The 17,930-nt window shown below is 65.4% G+C and carries 18 protein-coding genes and 1 riboswitch; of the genes, 11 read left to right on the top strand and 7 right to left on the bottom strand.

The genetic code is table 11. From position 1 onward, the window contains the following. Positions 1–66 precede the first annotated feature (66 nt). Positions 67–972 (bottom strand): LysR family transcriptional regulator, encoded by a 906-nt coding sequence (locus AZSI13_RS13555; RefSeq protein WP_109041709.1) that lies wholly within the window; start codon positions 970–972, stop codon positions 67–69. A 105-nt stretch (positions 973–1,077) separates the two neighbouring features. On the opposite strand from AZSI13_RS13555, the gene AZSI13_RS13550 reads away from it, so the two are divergent. Continuing rightward, positions 1,078–1,998, top strand: a complete 921-nt coding sequence (locus AZSI13_RS13550; RefSeq protein ID WP_109041708.1) for a DMT family transporter — start codon at positions 1,078–1,080, stop codon at positions 1,996–1,998. 44 nt (positions 1,999–2,042) lie between these two features. Here AZSI13_RS13550 and AZSI13_RS13545 read toward each other — a convergent pair whose 3' ends face one another. The 5 genes from AZSI13_RS13545 to AZSI13_RS13525 form a co-directional block, all read right to left on the bottom strand. Further along, entirely contained in the window at positions 2,043–2,264 is a 222-nt protein-coding gene (locus AZSI13_RS13545) for a YdcH family protein (protein ID WP_109041707.1), read from the bottom strand. A gap of 72 nt (positions 2,265–2,336) precedes the next feature. Then, positions 2,337–3,176: a methylenetetrahydrofolate reductase [NAD(P)H] gene (metF, locus tag AZSI13_RS13540; protein WP_109041706.1), complete on the bottom strand. Its 840-nt coding sequence runs from the start codon at positions 3,174–3,176 to the stop codon at positions 2,337–2,339. Beyond that, a complete protein-coding gene (locus AZSI13_RS13535; protein ID WP_109041705.1) occupies positions 3,173–3,433 on the bottom strand; it encodes a hypothetical protein in 261 nt (86 codons plus the stop codon). The genes metF and AZSI13_RS13535 overlap by 4 nt, the downstream gene beginning before the upstream one ends. A 69-nt stretch (positions 3,434–3,502) precedes the next feature. Then, the gene (gene ahcY / locus AZSI13_RS13530) at positions 3,503–4,903 is read right to left on the bottom strand and encodes an adenosylhomocysteinase (RefSeq protein WP_201262391.1); all 1,401 of its coding nucleotides are present in this window, start codon (positions 4,901–4,903) and stop codon (positions 3,503–3,505) included. A gap of 86 nt (positions 4,904–4,989) precedes the next feature. Further along, positions 4,990–5,081, bottom strand: a riboswitch (S-adenosyl-L-homocysteine riboswitch). A gap of 69 nt (positions 5,082–5,150) precedes the next feature. Beyond that, complete coding sequence (locus AZSI13_RS13525; protein WP_109041703.1) at positions 5,151–6,380, bottom strand: HD-GYP domain-containing protein; 1,230 nt, start codon at positions 6,378–6,380, stop codon at positions 5,151–5,153. A 112-nt stretch (positions 6,381–6,492) separates the two neighbouring features. On the opposite strand from AZSI13_RS13525, the gene AZSI13_RS13520 reads away from it, so the two are divergent. Next, positions 6,493–8,475 carry a C13 family peptidase gene (locus AZSI13_RS13520; protein ID WP_109041702.1) on the top strand — a complete coding sequence of 661 codons (1,983 nt, stop codon included), beginning with the start codon at positions 6,493–6,495 and terminating at the stop codon, positions 8,473–8,475. A 52-nt stretch (positions 8,476–8,527) separates the two neighbouring features. On the opposite strand, the gene metK is transcribed toward AZSI13_RS13520, so the two are convergent. Next, complete coding sequence (gene metK, locus AZSI13_RS13515) at positions 8,528–9,691, bottom strand: methionine adenosyltransferase (protein WP_109041701.1); 1,164 nt, start codon at positions 9,689–9,691, stop codon at positions 8,528–8,530. Between the two features lie 204 nt (positions 9,692–9,895). Between metK and AZSI13_RS13510 the strand changes: the two genes are divergently transcribed. From AZSI13_RS13510 to AZSI13_RS13470, 9 genes are all read left to right on the top strand, one after another. Beyond that, the gene (locus AZSI13_RS13510; protein WP_109041700.1) at positions 9,896–10,783 is read left to right on the top strand and encodes a lysophospholipid acyltransferase family protein; all 888 of its coding nucleotides are present in this window, start codon (positions 9,896–9,898) and stop codon (positions 10,781–10,783) included. Continuing rightward, a complete protein-coding gene (locus AZSI13_RS13505) occupies positions 10,780–11,637 on the top strand; it encodes a lipid A biosynthesis acyltransferase (protein ID WP_109041699.1) in 858 nt (285 codons plus the stop codon). Before AZSI13_RS13510 ends, AZSI13_RS13505 begins: the two co-directional genes overlap by 4 nt. A 9-nt stretch (positions 11,638–11,646) precedes the next feature. Continuing rightward, on the top strand, positions 11,647–12,150 hold the full coding sequence (locus AZSI13_RS13500; protein ID WP_109041698.1) for a GNAT family N-acetyltransferase: 504 nt from the start codon (positions 11,647–11,649) through the stop codon (positions 12,148–12,150). A 33-nt stretch (positions 12,151–12,183) separates the two neighbouring features. Further along, positions 12,184–13,014, top strand: a complete 831-nt coding sequence (dapF, locus tag AZSI13_RS13495) for a diaminopimelate epimerase (RefSeq protein WP_109041697.1) — start codon at positions 12,184–12,186, stop codon at positions 13,012–13,014. Next, positions 13,011–13,694, top strand: coding sequence for a DUF484 family protein (locus AZSI13_RS13490; RefSeq protein WP_109041696.1), 684 nt, complete (start codon positions 13,011–13,013; stop codon positions 13,692–13,694). Before dapF ends, AZSI13_RS13490 begins: the two co-directional genes overlap by 4 nt. A gap of 19 nt (positions 13,695–13,713) precedes the next feature. Next, positions 13,714–14,619, top strand: a complete 906-nt coding sequence (gene xerC, locus AZSI13_RS13485; protein ID WP_109041695.1) for a tyrosine recombinase XerC — start codon at positions 13,714–13,716, stop codon at positions 14,617–14,619. A gap of 94 nt (positions 14,620–14,713) precedes the next feature. Beyond that, positions 14,714–15,901 carry a class I SAM-dependent rRNA methyltransferase gene (locus AZSI13_RS13480; protein WP_109041694.1) on the top strand — a complete coding sequence of 396 codons (1,188 nt, stop codon included), beginning with the start codon at positions 14,714–14,716 and terminating at the stop codon, positions 15,899–15,901. A 1-nt stretch (position 15,902) separates the two neighbouring features. Next, a complete protein-coding gene (locus tag AZSI13_RS13475; protein WP_109041693.1) occupies positions 15,903–16,547 on the top strand; it encodes a DUF2238 domain-containing protein in 645 nt (214 codons plus the stop codon). Positions 16,548–16,688: 141 nt separating this feature from the next. Further along, positions 16,689–17,885: an MFS transporter gene (locus AZSI13_RS13470; protein ID WP_201262390.1), complete on the top strand. Its 1,197-nt coding sequence runs from the start codon at positions 16,689–16,691 to the stop codon at positions 17,883–17,885. Positions 17,886–17,930 lie beyond the last annotated feature (45 nt).

Below are 17,930 nucleotides of genomic sequence, written 5' to 3'. Positions count from 1 at the left end.
GCCACCCTAGCCCCGGCGTTCCGACAACACAGAAACCCTCGCCCCCCCCGGCGCTACCCCTTCCCACTAGCTGCCGCCGGCCAGGGCATCCACCAGGGCGGCAGCAAAGCCCGACAGGGCCGCCCGGTTGCGCACGCAGATCTGCAGATCGCGCTGGGCCCAGGGTTCGGACAGTTCCAACACGCGGGGCGGGCACTCCTGGTCCACGAAGACCAGGGCCGAGCGAGGCACCAGGCCGATGCCGACACCGGCCCCCACCATGCGCAGTACCGCACCGAAGCTGCGCACCTGGATGCGTACGTTGAGATGGCGGCCCAGGGCAGCGGCCGCATTGGTGGTAAAGGTATGGATGGCGCTGCCGGCATGGAGCATGACAAAGGGGTAGTCGAGAACCTCGGCAAAGCCCAGGGCGCCGGTTTCTCCGGCCGCTCCCCGCGCCAGCAGCTCATGACCGGCGGGCACCACCAGCACCAGGCGATCCTGGCGATAGGGGATCAACTCCACCCCGGTGATTTCTCCAGCCCCGGCCACCACCCCCACTTCCACCTCGCCCTTGGCCACGGCCAGGGCCACGTCGGGGCTGGTGTGTTCCTCCAGGGTGACGCTGACCTGGGGATGCTCCCGCAGGAACTCGGCCAGGTCGCTGGGCAGGAAGGTATGGGTGGCATGGGTGTTGGCCCACAGGCTGACATGGGCACGGATGCCCCGGGCGTAGGGCGCCAGGTCCGCATGCATCTGCTCCAGGCGGGCGAACACCTCCCGGGCGTGGCGCAACAGGGATTCCCCCGCCCGGGTCAAGGCCACACCCCGGGCCTGGCGAGTCAGCAGGGGCGTCCCCAGGGCATCTTCCAGCTGGCGGATGCGATGGCTGGCGGAAGACGGTGCCAGGTGGGCCTTTTCCGCCCCCCGGGTGAGATTGCGCTCTGCCGCCACGGCGAGGAAGAGCTTCAGGTCGGTCAGATCGTAGCGCATGGACGGATTCGTTCCTGACGAAGGCTTGCTTGGCAGTTTACCAATTGTTCCTTATCTGGCGCGGACACAGAATGAGAACACTTCGTCCTACGCGAATTTAACTTCATGCCCTGGAAACATTGGTCCTCCGAACGGCTCGGCGTCGCCCTGGCCATCCTGGCCGCCTTCGGCTTCTCCTTCAAGGCCATCTTCGTCAAGCTGGCCTACGCCGCCGCCCCCGTGGATGCAGTGACCCTGCTCTCACTGCGCATGGTCTTTTCCCTGCCCGTCTTTCTCTGGATCGGCCTTTCCGCCAGCCGGGCCGCCGGCGCGTCGCCCCTGACACGGCGGGACTGGCTGGCCCTGTGCGTACTCGGCGTGCTTGGCTACTACGCCTCCAGCATGCTCGATTTCCTCGGGCTGCAATACATCTCCGCCGGCCTGGAGCGGCTGATCCTGTTCACTTATCCGACCCTCACGGTACTCATCGGCGTGCTGTTCATGGGCCAGACCCTGGAGAAGCGCCAGGTCGGCGCCCTGCTGCTCTCCTACGCCGGCATCGGCCTGGCCTTCGCCCACGACCTGGAAATCAGCGGCGATGTGGGCACCCTGCTGCTCGGCAGCGCCTTCGTCTTCGGCTCCGCCCTGACCTATGCGCTCTACAGCGCCGGCGCCGAGCCCGTCATCCGCCGCCTCGGTTCGGCCCGGTTTGCCGGGCTGGCCATGCTCGTTTCCACCGCCGCCACCCAGCTCAACTTCTTCATTGCCCAGCCGCTTTCTGCTTTACGCCAGCCGCTGCCGATTTATGCCTACGGTGCTGCCATGGCGCTCTTTTCCACCGTGCTGCCGATCCTCTGGCAATCCGCCGCCATCCGCCGCATCGGGGCGGCGCGCTCGGTACTGATCGGCACCCTGGGCCCGGTACTGACCATTTTTTTCAGCTGGCGGCTGCTCCAGGAGCCGCTTTCCGCCGCCCAGCTGATGGGAGCCGGACTGGTCCTGGCCGGCGTCCTGCTGGTCAGCAAGGCAAAGAAAAACGCCCGCTGACAGCGGGCGTTTTCAGCGGGGATGACCCCAGGAAAAAGCAGCACTCAAGCAGCGGCACTGGCCTTCTTCAGAATGGTGTACAGCTCATCCTTGAGGGCCAGCTTTTCCTTCTTCAGCACTTCAATGTCTTCGGCGCTGGCCGGTTCGATGCGGGCTTCCATGTTCTTCACCTTCTGATCCAGGTCGTTGTGCTTCTGGAAAAGGTTCTGGAAGTGGCGGTCGGAGGTCTTGAGCTGGGAAATCAGGTCGCGGTATTCAGGAAACATTGTCAAACTCCCTACTGAATTGTTATCTGCAGTTTAATTGTACGCCTCTGGCACAGCGGGGTGTGCCAACAATCACCGCTTGCCGAGCCCCAGGCGCTGCCAGATTTCCGTGGTCAGGCCTGCCTGGTTCATGGAATAGAAATGCAACCCCGGGGCGCCGCCGGCGAGCAGGCGTTCGCACAGTTCAGTGACCACATCCAGGCCAAAGGCTTTGATGGCATCAGCATCGTCGCCGAAGCCTTCGAACTTCTTGCGCATCCAGCGCGGGATTTCGGCGCCGCAGGCATCGGAGAAGCGTGCCAGCTTGGAGAAGCTGGCGATGGGCATGATGCCCGGCACCACCGGGATGGTCACGCCAGCCGCCCGAACCGCATCGACGAAGTGGAAATAGGCATCGGCGTTGTAGAAATACTGGGTGATGGCGGAGTTGGCGCCGGCCTTGACCTTGCGCACGAAGGCCTGCAGGTCGTCTTCGGCACTGCGGGCCTGGGGATGCCACTCGGGATAGGCCGCTACTTCGATGTGAAAGTGGTCGCCGGTTTCCGCACGGATGAATTCCACCAGCTCGTTGGCGTAACGGAACTCGCCCGGGTCGGCCATGCCGGAAGGCAGGTCGCCGCGCAGGGCCACCAGACGGTGGATTCCTTCGGCCTTGAATTCATCCAGGATGGCCCGGATGGACTCTTTCGAGGAGCCGATGCAGGAAAGATGGGGGGCAGCTTCCAGGCCGGCGGCGGCGATTTCCCGCACGGTGGAGAAAGTGCGCTCCCGGGTGGAACCACCCGCGCCATAGGTGACGGAGAAGAAGGCCGGCTTGAGGGCCGCCAGCTTGTCCCGCACGAGGCGCAGTTTCTCTACGCCTTCCGCCGTCTGGGGCGGGAAAAATTCGATACTGAATGTCTTGTCGCTCATGATCGCTCTGCTTCCGCCAGCAAGCGCAGCCGGGTGCCCGGCGGCAATTCCTGGGAGGGTTTGGTGACACGTCCGTCAGGCCCCGCCAGCCAGCCGTCCCGGATCAGATCCCGGGCCAGGCTGCGGGAGGCCGCCAGGCCTTGCTCCACGGCCAGCACGTCAGCCCGCACCCCCTTGCGGGGGGCAGCCGGCGCCTCCTGGCGCGCCTTGGCGGGCGCTGCCCGATGGCTGCGGCTGTGAAACGAGTTCATGGACATGGCCGGACTCGATCCTGGTTCACTCCACCGACACCCCGAGAGGCATCGGCGGCGGAACTAAGCCAAAGCTTAGTAGCGGTAGTGGTTAGCCTTGTAGGGGCCTTGCACGGGCACGCCGATGTAGTCGGCCTGCTGCTGGGTGAGGGTGGTCAGCTGCACGTTGAGGGTCTTCAGCTGCAGGCGGGCCACCTTCTCGTCCAGGTGCTTGGGCAGGGTGTATACGCCCACCGGGTAATCGGCAGTCTTCGTGAACAGCTCGATCTGGGCGATGGTCTGGTTGGCAAAGGAGGAGCTCATCACGTAGCTGGGGTGGCCGGTGGCGCAGCCCAGGTTCACCAGGCGGCCCTTGGCCAGCAGGATGATGCGCTTGCCATCGGGGAAGATGACGTGGTCCACCTGGGGCTTGATCTCTTCCCACTGGTACTTTTCCAGGGAAGCAACGTCGATTTCGTTGTCGAAGTGGCCGATGTTGCAGACGATGGCGTTGTTCTTCATCTTCACCATGTGGTCATGGGTGATGACGTGGAAGTTACCGGTGGTGGTGACGAAAATGTCGGCCTTGTCAGCAGCGTATTCCATGGTAACGACGCGGTAGCCTTCCATGGCGGCCTGCAAGGCGCAGATGGGGTCGATCTCGGTGACCCACACCTGGGCGGAGAGGGCGCGCAGGGCCTGGGCGGAACCCTTGCCCACGTCACCGTAGCCGCAGACCACGGCGATCTTGCCAGCCACCATCACGTCGGTAGCGCGCTTGATGCCATCCACCAGGGATTCGCGGCAGCCATAGAGGTTGTCGAACTTGGACTTGGTGACGGAATCGTTCACGTTGATGGCGGGGAACTTGAGGTCGCCGCGCTGGTGCATCTGGTACAGGCGATGCACGCCGGTGGTGGTCTCTTCGGTGACGCCCTTGATCTTTTCCAGACGCACGGAGTACCAGGTGGGGTCCTGGGCCAGCTTGGCCTTGATGGCGGCGAAGAGGATGGTCTCTTCTTCGGAACCCGGCTTGGCCAGGACGGAGATGTCCTTCTCGGCCTTGGCACCCAGGTGCAGCAGCAGGGTGGCATCGCCGCCGTCGTCCAGGATCATGTTGGAGTAACCGCCATCGGTCCATTCGAAGATGCGGTGGGTGTAGTCCCAGTATTCGGCCAGGGACTCGCCCTTGACGGCGAAAACAGGGATGTTGGCAGCGGCGATGGCGGCGGCAGCGTGGTCCTGGGTGGAGAAGATGTTGCAGGAAGCCCAGCGCACTTCGGCGCCCAGAGCGGTCAGGGTCTCGATCAGCACCGCGGTCTGGATGGTCATGTGCAGGGAGCCGGTGATGCGGGCGCCCTTCAAAGGCTGGCTCTTGGCGAATTCCTCACGGATGGCCATGAGACCGGGCATTTCGCCCTCGGCGATGTTGATTTCCTTACGGCCCCAGGCGGCCAGGCCCAGGTCGGCGATTACGTAGTCGTTGAATTCAGCCACAGCAGAGCTCCTTGAGAACTGTGGCCGGGGAGGGGTGGGAGTGCTTGCAGCAGGGCTCACCTGACCCCCTGCGCCCGGCAGGGTTGTAGAGGTGAGCGCCGTTGAAACTTGGCCGCCCCGGGGAGGGGCTGGCATCCGAGCCTGGGACCCTTGCGGTCTCGCAGCGCTCCTCGGAAGTGTCGGATTATAGACGGAAAAACGGCGGGGAAAAACACCCGCCGATCTCCTGCCGACGCGAACAAACGCCTCAGGCGGCCGCCGTACTCCAGATTTCGTCCACATTGTTGATGCCCCATTTGGCGGGGTCTTCCCGGCTGGCGATCTTGTCCTTGATGCCGGGACGGGCCAGGTCGATCAGTTCCGGGGCAATGTAGCTGTTGGACTTGCTGGAGAAGAACACCTTCACCCGGGGTGCCAGCAGGGATTTCTCGCTCTGCTCCACCACCACCCCCAGCCGCCCGGATTCCAGGCGCACGAAGGAGCCGATGGGGTAGATACCCAGGCTCTTCACAAAGGCCTGGAAGACCCGGGGGTCGAAATGCCCATCGGCCCACTCGGCCATCTTCTTGATGGATTCAGCCGGATCCCAGCCCGCCTTGTAGGGGCGGTTGGAGGTAATGGCGTCGTACACGTCGCACACCGCCCCCATCTTGGCCAGGAGGGAAATCTCGTCGCCCTTGAGGCCCTTGGGGTAGCCGGTGCCGTTGGTCTTTTCATGGTGGTGCAGGCAGACATCCAGGGCTTCCGCCGGCACGCCCTTGCCCTCCAGCAGGACCTTATGCCCCTCGGCGGGGTGGGTCTTGATGACGGCGAATTCCTCATCGGTGAGCTTGCCCGGCTTGTTAAGGATTTCAGCCGGAATGAACGCCTTACCCATGTCATGCAGCAGCCCCGAAAGACCGGCCAAGCGGGTCTGCTGTTCGTCCAGGCCCAGCTGGCGGGCAAGGGCCACCATCAGGGCGCAGACGGCTACGGAGTGCATGTAGGTGTAATCGTCGGCGGTCTTCAGCCGGGCCAGGCTGATCAGGGCGCCGGGGTTGCGGGCCACGGAATCGGAGATTTCCTCCACCAGCACCTGGGCCTGCTCCGCATCCACGGCCTTGCCCATGCGGGCTTCCTGAAACATGGAAACCACGGCTTTCTTGGAGCTGGCGCAAATCCGGGCGGCCCGCTGCATTTCGGCCGACACGCTGACCCGCTCCACGGAACGGGTGGCCTGGGCCTCCCGCACCTGCTCTTCGGCCACCTCGGCCTCGGATTCAGCCTCGCTGATGGCGGCCTCGCCGGGTGCCACATCCAGCCCCTTGCTGGCATCGATCCAGACTTCGAGGATGGAACTGGCGCGGATGGCGGCGATATCCGCCGGGTCCTTGAGAACGAAGGAATTACGCCAGAAGGGATGGTCCAGCCAGGAACCGCAGAAGGATTTGAGATACATACCGAGCTGCAGTTGCTCGACACGGATTTTCTTGAGCATTGAAAGTGGATCGCAAAAGAATGCAGACGTTGATTTTAGCGGTTATCGGTGCCGCGGTTTGCCAACAAAGTGGTATTTTCCCCCGAAGTTGCCATTCGCATTATGCAGGATCATGACTACCGACTCCCTCACCTTAGCTGACAACACCTCCGGCATGATCGCACCGTCGCCGACGCTGGAGTTCCAGCTGGAAGAGCAGGACCATCTCGCCGCCATCCGCGCCGTCCAGAAACGCCTGCTACGGGGTGCCAGCCGCCCGGGCTGGCTTCCCATCATCGTGCGGCTGCTGATCTGGATGTGTATCGGTGCCACGATCAGCCTCTTGTTCCAGGGCCGAGGACAGCAACTCCTTACCTGGGGGCCGCTGCTCCTCGTCGCCCTGCTCCTGGTTCAAGTCCTGTGGCAGCAACGGCGGGTGCTGGCACTGGCCGCCCGCAGCCAGTGCCGCGACTACTGCCTGGCCATTACACCCACGGGGCTGGATATCCGCACCACGGACGAGCATCAGCAAATCCCCTGGAGCGCCATGGCCCCGGCAGAGCGCACCCCCTCCCATCTGCTACTGCACTGGAACAGCTTCAAGGCGCTGGCCATCCCCTATGCCGCTCTGGGAGACGAAGCGCAGCGGGAAGCATTTCTCGCCGCCATGGGCCAGTATCTGAGCATCGTTGCCGCTCCCGTTGCGACCGCGCCCCCCGTCCCGCCACAAGGGAAATCCTGGGGCCGGGCGCTCCTCGACAATCTCGTCGCCGGCGCCTTCCTACTGGCTTTCCGCGCCAACGGCACCAGCCGCCTGCGGGCAGGGGTGCCCGAGCTCCTGTTGCTGCTGGGCGCAGAGATTCTGCTTATCCTGAGCAGCGATTTGCTGCGGGAGGGCTGGCCCGGCCAGCTTCATCCTGCGGGAATAGCGGCCTTCATTGCCGGCATCCCCTGGGTTCTGCTCGCAGCCTGGGCAACAGCTGCATTCGCTGGCAAGGGGGACAAGTTCCTGCCCGGCGCCATTGCCCTCTGCGCCCTGGGCTTCGTCAGCAACCTGCTGTGGCAACTCCTCAGCCTCATTCCCGAGGCCGGCTGGCAGGCTCTGGGGAAAGGCGCTTCACTGCTCTATCCGACCCTGCTGCTCTGGGTTGCCCTGGCCTCGATCGTTGCCCTGTGCCGACTTCACGGGCTGGTCAGCGAGCAACGCCTGGGGGCTGTCCTTGCCGTGCTCCTGCTGCTCATCCTGCCGACCCTGGCACTCTACGGTGGCGATGGCCGAATATGGATCGGCACCGGAAGCGAGGAAACCGACACTGGGGACGAGGAGGATCAACAACGCCAGCGTTGGCAAGCTGCTACCCGGGAAGCCATGCTCTACCGCCAGCCCCAGCTGCTGCAACAGGCCCTGGAACGGATTAGCGCCGGCACTCCAGGCCGGCCAGAACTGTATTTCGTCGGCGTCGCCGGCAATGCCAGCCAGGACGTCTTTGCCCGGGAAGTACAATCCACCGCCCAGTTGCTCGGGCAGCGCTTCGACAACGCCAACCGCCAGCTGCTGCTCATCAACAATCCGGACACCCTGGAGACCTATCCGGCCGCCAGCCGGACCGCGCTGGAACAGGTACTGCAAGGCATGGGCCAGCGCATGAACCGGGAGGAAGACGTACTCTTCCTCTTTCTCACTTCCCACGGCTCCGCCGACCATCGCTTCGACCTAAGCCTGTGGCCCTATGACTTCCCGGGCCTGACGCCCGCCGCCTTGAAAGAAATGCTGGACGGGGCCGGCATCCGCCACCGGGTGATCGTCGTCTCGGCCTGCTATTCCGGCGGGTTCATCGCGCCCCTGGCGGGACCGGACACCCTGGTCATTGCCGCCTCCCGGGCCGACCGCAATTCCCATGGCTGCAGCCACGAGGCGGACTGGACCTTCTTTGGCCAGGCCTACATCAACGAGGCCCTGCGGCAGGGCCTGGATTTCGAGGCTGCCTTCCACCAGGCCCGGCAGCAGGTCGCCTTGCGGGAGCAGCAGGAGAAGCTGACGCCCTCCGAGCCCCAGATGGCCATGGGAGACAATATCCGAGCCCGTCTCCAGGCACTGGAAGCAACAAGGCAGTAACCATAAAAAAAGCCCGGCACCAGGCCGGGCTTTTTTTCTTTCGCCGGAAAAATTACAGGCCGGCGTCGCTCTTCAGCAGATTGGCGCGGTCCGTGGCTTCCCAGGTGAATTCCGGCTCGTCGCGGCCAAAATGGCCGTAGGCGGCGGTCTTCTGGTAGATCGGGCGCAGCAGGTCGAGCATGTTGACGATGCCCTTGGGCCGCAGGTCGAAGTGCTTGCGCACCAGGGCGGTCAGGGTCTCGTTGCTCACCTTGCCGGTACCGAAGGTCTCGACCATGATGGAGGTGGGTTCGGCCACGCCGATGGCGTAGGAGACCTGCACCAGGCACTTGCTGGCCAGGCCGGCGGCAACGATGTTCTTGGCCACGTAGCGGCCGGCATAGGCGGCGGAACGGTCCACCTTGGAGGGATCCTTGCCGGAGAAGGCGCCGCCGCCGTGGGGAGCGGCACCGCCATAGGTATCCACGATGATCTTGCGGCCGGTGAGGCCGCAGTCGCCCTGGGGACCACCGACGACGAAGCGGCCGGTGGGGTTCACCAGATACTTGATGTCGCCCTTGATCAGTTCCTTGGGCAGCACCGGCTTGATGATTTCCTCGATGGTGGCTTCGCGGATGGCTTCCAGGCTCATGTCCGGGGCGTGCTGGGTGGACAGCACCACGGTGTCGATGGCGTCGGGCTTGCCGTCCACGTAGCGGATGGTGACCTGGGACTTGGCATCGGGACGCAGCCAGGGCAGGCGACCGTCCTTGCGCAGCAGGGCCTGGCGCTCCACCAGACGGTGGGAGAGGAAGATCGGCAGGGGCATCAGGGACGGGGTTTCGTCACAGGCGTAGCCAAACATCAGGCCCTGGTCGCCAGCGCCCTGACCCAGATCGTCGTCGTAGGCCTTGTTCACGCCCTGGGCGATATCCGGGCTCTGCTTGTCGTAGGCCACCAGCACGGCGCAGCCCTTGTAGTCGATGCCGTATTCGGTGTTGTCGTAGCCGATGCGCTTGATGGTATCCCGGGCCACCTGGATGTAATCCACGTTGGCATTGGTGGTAATCTCGCCCGCCAGCACCACCAGACCGGTATTGCAGAGGGTCTCGGCGGCGACGCGGGAATGCTTGTCCTGGGCCAGGATGGCATCCAGGATGGCATCAGAGATCTGGTCGGCGACCTTGTCGGGATGGCCTTCGGAAACGGATTCCGAGGTAAAGAAGTATTCAGCCATTTGTACTGCTCCTAAAGAAATCCCCGTGTTACTTGAGCGGCGCGACCGGCTCCGGGGAGAGCAGGCGACGCTTTAGCAGTATTTGTGAACCGCCCTGCAAGTTGTCCTGATTAACTCGGCGGCCGATAATTCTATTTTTTTTGCCGGCCCGGGGTCAAACATTCCCGTCCGGTGGATTTAAGCCTGATCAATTCCGAGCCTCCCTTGAGCCTTCTTTTCCGCTTTCTCGCCTGCCTGCCGCTGGCCTGGCTTCATGCGCTGGGCGCCCTGCTGGGGCGGCTAGTCTATCGCCTGTCCGCCACCTACCGTCGCCATCTGGGTGAAAACCTGGCCCTGGCCTACCCACCGGAGGCCGCCGCCCGGCTGACCCCGGCCATCGCCGCCGAGGCCGGCCGGGGCGTCCTGGAACTGCCCAAGGTCTGGCTACGGCCCTTGGAGGAAGTCGCCGGCCGAGTCGTCCAGGTCAGCGGCTGGGAACTGGTGGAGGCCGCCTGGGCGGCCGGTGAGGGCATCATCTTCCTCACCCCGCACCTGGGCTGCTTCGAGATCACCGCCCAGTACTACGCCCGACAGTCGGCGTTGCGCCGCCCCCAGTCCCCCATTACCGTGCTTTTCCGCCCGCCCAAGCTGGCCTGGCTGGGCCGCATCATCGAAGCCGGACGGGCCCGGGGCGAGCACCTGAAGCTGGCCCCGGCCGACCTCTCCGGCGTACGGGCACTGATCCGGGCCCTGAAGCGCAAGGAAGCCGTCGGCCTGCTGCCGGACCAGGCCCCCAGTGCCGGCGAAGGCAAGTGGCTGCCGTTCTTCGGCCGCCCGGCCTACACCATGACCCTGGCGGCACGCCTCTCGGAAGCCGGCGGCCGGGTGGTCTTCGCCTATGCCGAGCGCCTGCCCGGCGGTACCGGTTACCACCTGCACCTCTCATCGCCCATGGCCGCTCTGGAAGGCGACACGGAGGCCCGCGCGGCGCAAATCAATCGGGAACTGGAAGGACTGATCCGCCAGTGTCCCAGCCAGTATCTGTGGGGCTACAACCGCTACAAGCAGCCCCGGGGCGCCGAGCCGCCCCCGACTGGCGAGGGCGCGCCATGACCCGGCTGGCCCTGGCCTTTCTCTGGCTCTGCCATTTCCTGCCCCTACCCCTGTTGCGTGGCCTGGGGGCACTCTTCGGCCTCATTCTGCATACCCTGGGCGCGGAGCGGCGGCGGGTCACCCGTACCAATCTCGGCCTGTGCTTTCCCGAACTGACAGAGACTGAGCGGCGCCGGCTGGCGCGCCGCCATTTCATCGCCTTCGGCCAAGCCTTCTTTGACCGGGCCCTGCTCTGGCACGCCTCACCGGCCCGCCTGCAGCGGTTGATCCGCCTGGAAGGGGAAGAAAACCTGCCCGACGACGATCATCCCACCCTAGTGCTGGCCCCCCACTTTGTCGGCCTCGATGCCGGCTGGACGGCGCTGACCCTGGAGCGTCCCATGCTCTCCGTCTATGCGCAGCAAAAGAACCGGCATTTCAATGCTGCCCTTTACGCTGGCCGCCTGCGCTTCAACGCCCCCCAGCTGCTCTCGCGCCAGGACGGCATGCGCAAGGTGGTCAAGGCCCTGGCCGAGGGGCGCCCCTTCTACTACCTGCCGGACATGGATTTCGGCCCCCGGGATGCGATTTTCGTCCCCTTCTTCGGCGTCCCGGCCGCCACCATTACCGGCGTGGCCCGCCTCGCCGCCCTGGGCAAGGCCCGGGTGGTGCCCTGTGTCACGGAAATGACATCGGCCGGCTACACGGTGCGCCTGCTACCCGCCTGGGAACATTACCCGACCGACGACATCGAAGCCGACACCCGCCGCGTCAATGCTTTCATCGAGGAGCAGGTGCGTCCCCGGCCCGAGCAGTATTTCTGGCTGCACAAGCGTTTCAAGACCCGCCCCGAGGGCGAGGCCCGTTTTTACTGAGGAATTTTCATGAGTCCCACCATCCGCCCGGTCTACCGCGAGGAAGTCGGCGCCATCGCCGCCCTCGCCCGCACCATCTGGGCCCAGGCCTATCGCGACATCATCAGTCCGGCCCAGATCAACTACATGCTGGCCCAGCGCTACGCCGCCCCCTGCCTGCTGGAAGAGCTGGCCCGCCCCGATATCTGGTGGGACCAGGCCTTTCTCGGCGCCCGGCGCCTGGGCTTCGCCGCCACCCAGGCCACGGCCACGCCTGGAGAGTTCAAGCTGGACAAGCTCTACGTGCACCCGGACACCCAGCGCCAGGGCATCGGCAGCGCCCTGCTGGCCCACGTGCAGCAACGGGCCAAGGCCCGGGGCGGCAAGCAGCTGATCCTGGCGGTGAACAAGAACAATGCCCAGGCCATCGCCGCCTACCGCAAGAATGGCTTCGAGGTGCGGGAATCGGTCTGCGTGGAGATCGGCAACGGCTTTGTCATGGATGACTTTATAATGGCCAGATCCCTCGTCTAAGCCTTGTCTGAGGGCCTTCACCCCATGGATACCATGAAACTCAAATTCACCAAGATGCACGGCCTGGGCAACGATTTCGTCGTGCTCGACGGCGTGCGTCAGGACATCCGCCTCACTCCGGAGCAACTGCGCTTCCTCGCCAACCGCAATTTCGGTGTTGGCTGCGACCAGATTCTCCTGGTCGAAAAGCCCGGCCAGGCGGGCGTGGACTTCCGCTACCGTATCTTCAACGCCGACGGCAGCGAAGTGGAGCAGTGCGGCAACGGCGCCCGCTGTTTCGTCCGCTTCGTCCATGAGCAGGGCCTTACCGGGAAGACCGAGATCAAGGTGGAAACCAAGTCCGGCATCATCGGCCCGCGCCTGGAAGACAACGGCCAGGTGACGGTGGACATGGGCGTGCCCCAGTTCGCACCCGAGAAGGTGCCCTTCGTTTCCACCAGCGATGCGGTCATCCAGCCCCTGCAGGTGGGGAGCGAAGAGGTGGCCATCACCGCCGTCTCCATGGGCAACCCCCATGCGGTGCAGGTGGTGGCGGATGTGGATGCCGCCCCGGTGGACATCCAGGGCCCGCTCATCGAATCCCACCCGCGCTTTCCCCAACGGGTCAATGCTGGCTTCCTCCAGGTGGTGGACCGGCACAACGTGCGCCTGCGGGTCTATGAGCGGGGTGCCGGCGAAACCCTGGCCTGCGGCACCGGCGCCTGTGCCGCGGTAGTGGCGGGCATCAGCCGCGACCTGCTGGATTCCCCGGTGCGGGTACAGACCCGCGGCGGCGAGTTGAACATTGCCTGGCACGGCCCCGGCACGCCGGTACGCATGACCGGCCCGGCCGTCACCGTCTTCTCCGGAGAAATTGAACTGTGAGCGAAACCCAAATGCCGCGCCTGACCGGCGCTGACGTGGCCGAATACCTGGAACACAATCCCCAGTTTTTCGAAGAGCACGCCGACCTCATCTCCCGCCTGGTCATTCCCCACCCCCACGGCGGCCGGGCCATCTCCATCACCGAGCGGCAGATGCTGGCCCTGCGGGACAAGAACAAGGCCCTGGAAGGCCGCATGGCCGAGTTGCTCGGTTTCGGCGAAGCCAACGACGCCATCAGCGAGAAGATGCACCGGCTGGCCGTGGCCCTGGTGGCGGCCACCACTTTCCAGGCCGTCATCCACATCCTCGACTTCCACCTCAAGGAAGACTTTGCCGTTCCCCACGTGGCCCTGCGCCTCTGGGACCAGCCCGAAGGAGTCGGTGAACTGCCCGAGTTCGCGGCCGTCTCCGAGGAACTGCAGGTTTTCGCGGAAACCCTCAACCGGCCTTATTGCGGTTCCACCTCCGGGTTCGAGACCTCCACCTGGTTCGGCGAAGCCTCTTCCCACATCCGCTCCCAGGCCCTCATTGCCCTGCGCAATGGCGGCGGCACCTTCGGCATGATCGCCATGGGCAGCGAAAGCGTGGATCGCTTCTACGCCGACATGGGCACCCTGTACCTGGAGCGGCTGGGTGAGATCGTTTCCGCCGCCATTGGCCGGGCCTTGCGCCACGACTGAGGCGACGAGGAGCGCCGGCATGGACGACCAGGCCGCCGTGGGCGCCTTTCTGGCGGAAGTGGAAACCCAGCGCCGCCAGTCGCCCCATACCGTCAGCAATTACCGCCGGGATATCGGCAAGCTCCTGGCCCTGGCGGCCGAGCTGCCGGGCCAGCCCGGCCTGGGGCAGCTGCAGGCCCACCACATCCGCCGCTTTGTCGGCCTGCTCCACGGCCGCAGCCTGGCGGGCCGCTCCCTGGCCCGCAGCCTTTCGGCCTGGCGGGTCTTCTACCGCTGGCTGGGCCGCCACGGCCTGGCCGAGGCCAATCCCTGCGAGGGAGTGCGCCCGCCCAAAGGCCCTCGGGCCCTGCCCCACACCCTATCGCCGGACGAGGCGGTGAGGTTGCTGGAATCCAGCATCGACCCCGACGATCCCCAGGAAATCCGCGACCGGGCCATGTTCGAGCTGTTCTACTCCTCCGGCCTGCGCCTGGCGGAATTGGCCGACCTCGACCTGCAGGCGGTCAGCGACATCGATGGTGGCGAAGTCCGGGTGCACGGCAAGCGGGACAAGGAGCGGGTTGTGCCGGTCGGCGGCAAGGCCCGGGAAGCCCTGGCGGCCTGGCTGCTGTGCCGGGTTCAGCTGGCGCGGCAGGAAGAGACCGCCCTCTTTGTCGGCGCCCGCGGCCGGCGCATCAGCCACGGTGTCATCCAGCAGCGCCTGGCTCGCCGTGCCCAGCTGGCGGGCCTACCCAGCCATGTGCACCCCCACATGCTGCGCCATTCCTTCGCCAGTCATGTGCTGCAATCCTCCGGCGACCTGCGGGCGGTGCAGGAAATGCTGGGACATGCCAGCATCGCCTCCACCCAGGTTTATACCCACCTGGATTTCCAGCACCTGGCCAAGGTTTATGACACAGCCCACCCCCGGGCCAAACGCAAATAGCGCTAGGTACGCCCGAGGCCCCCGGTTCCGCCGGCCTCTGACGGGGCTTCTGGAGTAAACTCCGCTCCTTCCCTGGATTCACCGGATTTCCCCCATGTCCCAGCTCATTCTTTTCCCCGGCAAGGAACGCTCCCTGCTGCGTCGCCACCCCTGGATTTTTGCTGGCTCCGTCGGGCGCCTGAAGGGCAAGGCACGGCCCGGCGATACGGTGGACGTGCTGGCCGACGACGGCAAGTTTCTGGCGCGCGCAGCCTACAGCCCGGAATCCCAGATTCGCGCCCGGGTGTGGACTTTCGACGAGAACGAGAGCATCGACGACGTCTTCTTCAAGCGCCGCATCGCCGAGGCCGTGGTCCGCCGCCGTAGCCTGCCCGAGCTGAAGAATGAGGAGGGCGTACGCCTGCTTCATGGCGAATCCGATGGTCTGCCCGGCATCATCTGCGACCAGTACGGCGATACCCTGTCCCTGCAGCTGACTTCCGCCGGCGGCGAGAAGTGGCGCAAGGCCATCGTCAATGCCCTGGTCCAGGCCACCGGCTGCGCCCGTATCTACGAGCGCTCCGATTCCGACGTGCGCCGGCTGGAAGGCCTGGAGCCGGTCACCGGCTGGCTCCACGGCGCGGCCCCGGAAGGCGACCTCTCCATCATGGAAAACGGCGTGCGCCTGCTGGTGGACGTGGTGGGGGGCCACAAGACGGGCTTCTACCTGGACCAGCGGGAGAACCGCCTGCTCACCGGTGCCTTGGCGGCCGGCAAGAGCGTGCTCAACTGCTTCTGCTACACCGGCGGTTTTTCCCTGCAGGCCCTGGCCGGTGGCGCAACTTCCGTACTCTCCATCGACTCCTCCGGCCCAGCCCTGGAGACGGCCAAGCGCAACGTGGCCCTCAACCCCCAGCTGGATGCAAGTCGCGCCGAATGGTGGGAGGCCGACGTCTTCACTGCCCTGCGGGACTTGCGCAAGGCCGAACGCAAGTTTGACCTGATCGTGCTGGACCCGCCCAAGTTCGCACCCTCCGCCGCCCATGCCGACCGGGCCGCCCGGGCCTACAAGGACATCAATCTGCTGGGCTTCCGCCTGCTCAATCCGGGCGGCCTGCTGTTCACCTACTCCTGCTCCGGCGGCATCGGCGGCGAGCTGTTCCAGAAGATCATTGCCGGCGCCGCCCTCGATGCCGGTGTCGATGCCCGCATCCTGCGCCGCCTGGCCGCCGGGCCGGACCACCCCGTCGCCCTGGCGGTGCCGGAAGGCGAATACCTGAAGGGCCTGCTCTGTCAGGTGTGAGATGAGCAGCCCCCGATCCAGCCTGCTGATCCTGGCCCTGGCGGCCCAATTGGGGCTGCTGGTGCATACCGGCTGGCAACCCTATGACCGGCTGACCTGGCTCATGGAAGTGCTGCCGGTGCTGATCGCCGTGCCCCTGCTGGTCGCCACCCATCGCACCTATCCCCTCACCAGCCTGCTGTATGCAGTGATCTTTGTGCACGGGGTAATCCTGGTTTTTGGCGGCATGTACACCTATGCCCGAGTCCCTCTCGGCTTCCAGGTGGCGGACTGGCTCGAGTTGAGCCGCAATCCCTACGATAAGCTGGGGCACTTCTTCCAAGGCTTTTGCCCAGCCCTGGTGGCCCGGGAGATTCTCCTGCGTGGTCACTATGTCCGCGGACGGCGGATGCTGGCCTTTCTCGTCACCGCCGTAGTGCTGGCCATCAGCGCCAGCTACGAGCTGATCGAATGGGGCGCCGCCCTGGCCCTGGGGCAGGGGGCCGATGAATTTCTCGGCACCCAGGGCGACCCCTGGGATACCCAGTCCGACATGTTCTGTGCCCTCCTTGGGGCGCTCGTCGCCCAATGCTTTTTTTCCCGTTGGCAGGACCGCCAACTAGCCGCCCTGACGGCCGCATCGCCACCAGCGGCCGGCGCTGACTGACGCCGGCTACCTCTGATTGAACTTGCCGACGCTACCTGTTCATCCGCTCCCGTTGTTCTGTTTCTCGCCCTTTCTTCACGTTCCCCTTGCCGCTTCCCCATCAGCGCCGGCCCACGGCAGCGCCGCTCCCAGGCCGTTTACATGTTGTCCAAACGCTCCGCTTTCCCCTGCTCCCGTACCCGCCTAGCCATCATGGCCCTGTTCTTCAGTTCCGGCTTCACTTACGCCGTGTGGGGGGTGCATGTGTCGTTGATCAAGGAGAAGTTCCACTTCAGCGACGGCGAATTGTCCTGGGCCCTCTTTGCCGTGGCCGGGGGCGCCATTCTCGCCATGGGCCCCATAGGGCGCTGGATCGCCCGGGTTGGCAGCCGGCGGGCCTGTCTCTGGGGTGGTCTGGCCCTGGCCGCCAGCGCCGCCGGCCTGATGCTCATGCCCAGCACCCTGGCCCTGTTTGCCCTGCTGCTGTGCTTCGGCGCCGCCAACAGCCTCTTCGACGTGGCCATGAACGCCCAGGCGGCTTTGCTGGAAAAGCAGAGCGGCCGGCCCCTGATGTCGGGCCTGCACGGGCTCTTCAGCCTCGGTGGCCTGGCCGGGGCCATGGCGGGTTCAGCCTGGCTGGGCTGGCAGCTGCCGGCCTGGCTGATCTTCGCCCTGACTGCTGCCGCCGTGGCGGCCCTCAGCGTGGGTACCCGGCGCCGCTTGCTGACGGAGCCGACCTCCGCCCATGAACACACCCCGGGCCACGGGTTGCGGCGGCAACTGTTGCTGCTTGGTGGACTAGCCTTCATCGGCCTGGTAGCCGAAGGCGGCATGTACGACTGGTCGGCAGTCTACATGCGGGATGGGCTGTCTCTGGAAGGGGTCTGGGTCGGCCTGGGCTATGCCGGCTTCTCGGTCGGCATGACCCTGGGGCGCTTCTTTGGTGACCGGCTACGCAGCCACTGGGGCGGCCAACGCACCTTGCAGTACTCGGGCCTGCTGGTGACTCTCGGCATCCTTGCAGCCCTGGCCCTGGAAGCGGCGCTACCGGCGGTGGCCGGCTTTGCCCTGGCCGGGCTGGGCTGCGCTAACTTTATGCCGGTCCTGATGTCCCGGGCCGCTCACCTGCCAGGCATCGCATCGGCCGAAGCCCTGGCCCTGGTGGGCCGCCTGGCCTATCTGGGCTTGCTGCTGGGGCCGGTACTGATCGGCTTCACGGCCGAGCACGGCGGACTAAGTTCGGGCATCGGGCTGGTCGCCGTCGGCGGGTTAATCATCAGCCTCTGGTCTGCCTCGGCCCTGAGGCCCCCGGCAGCGGCCGTCTCCACGCCTCTCGCCGGGGATGCACCCCACCCCTGAAGAAAAAAGCCCCCGGGCGGCAAGCAGCCGACGGGGGCTTCATGA

The sequence above is a fragment of the Azospira sp. I13 genome (assembly GCF_003112695.1).
Lineage (GTDB): Bacteria > Pseudomonadota > Gammaproteobacteria > Burkholderiales > Rhodocyclaceae > Azospira.
Note: the sequence above shows the minus strand (reverse complement) of the source record. Positions and strands in the feature narration are given on the sequence as shown.

Excerpts from the sequence above, each read along its gene's own strand:
- AZSI13_RS13555 (WP_109041709.1), bottom strand. The coding sequence starts at position 972 with ATGCGCTACGATCTGACCGACCTGAAGCTCTTCCTCGCCGTGGCGGCA.
- AZSI13_RS13550 (WP_109041708.1), top strand. The coding sequence starts at position 1,078 with ATGCCCTGGAAACATTGGTCCTCCGAACGGCTCGGCGTCGCCCTGGCC.
- AZSI13_RS13545 (WP_109041707.1), bottom strand. The coding sequence starts at position 2,264 with ATGTTTCCTGAATACCGCGACCTGATTTCCCAGCTCAAGACCTCCGAC.
- metF (WP_109041706.1), bottom strand. The coding sequence starts at position 3,176 with ATGAGCGACAAGACATTCAGTATCGAATTTTTCCCGCCCCAGACGGCG.
- AZSI13_RS13535 (WP_109041705.1), bottom strand. The coding sequence starts at position 3,433 with ATGTCCATGAACTCGTTTCACAGCCGCAGCCATCGGGCAGCGCCCGCC.
- AZSI13_RS13525 (WP_109041703.1), bottom strand. The coding sequence starts at position 6,380 with ATGCTCAAGAAAATCCGTGTCGAGCAACTGCAGCTCGGTATGTATCTC.
- AZSI13_RS13520 (WP_109041702.1), top strand. The coding sequence starts at position 6,493 with ATGACTACCGACTCCCTCACCTTAGCTGACAACACCTCCGGCATGATC.
- metK (WP_109041701.1), bottom strand. The coding sequence starts at position 9,691 with ATGGCTGAATACTTCTTTACCTCGGAATCCGTTTCCGAAGGCCATCCC.
- AZSI13_RS13505 (WP_109041699.1), top strand. The coding sequence starts at position 10,780 with ATGACCCGGCTGGCCCTGGCCTTTCTCTGGCTCTGCCATTTCCTGCCC.
- AZSI13_RS13500 (WP_109041698.1), top strand. The coding sequence starts at position 11,647 with ATGAGTCCCACCATCCGCCCGGTCTACCGCGAGGAAGTCGGCGCCATC.
- dapF (WP_109041697.1), top strand. The coding sequence starts at position 12,184 with ATGAAACTCAAATTCACCAAGATGCACGGCCTGGGCAACGATTTCGTC.
- xerC (WP_109041695.1), top strand. The coding sequence starts at position 13,714 with ATGGACGACCAGGCCGCCGTGGGCGCCTTTCTGGCGGAAGTGGAAACC.
- AZSI13_RS13480 (WP_109041694.1), top strand. The coding sequence starts at position 14,714 with ATGTCCCAGCTCATTCTTTTCCCCGGCAAGGAACGCTCCCTGCTGCGT.
- AZSI13_RS13475 (WP_109041693.1), top strand. The coding sequence starts at position 15,903 with ATGAGCAGCCCCCGATCCAGCCTGCTGATCCTGGCCCTGGCGGCCCAA.
- AZSI13_RS13470 (WP_201262390.1), top strand. The coding sequence starts at position 16,689 with ATGTTGTCCAAACGCTCCGCTTTCCCCTGCTCCCGTACCCGCCTAGCC.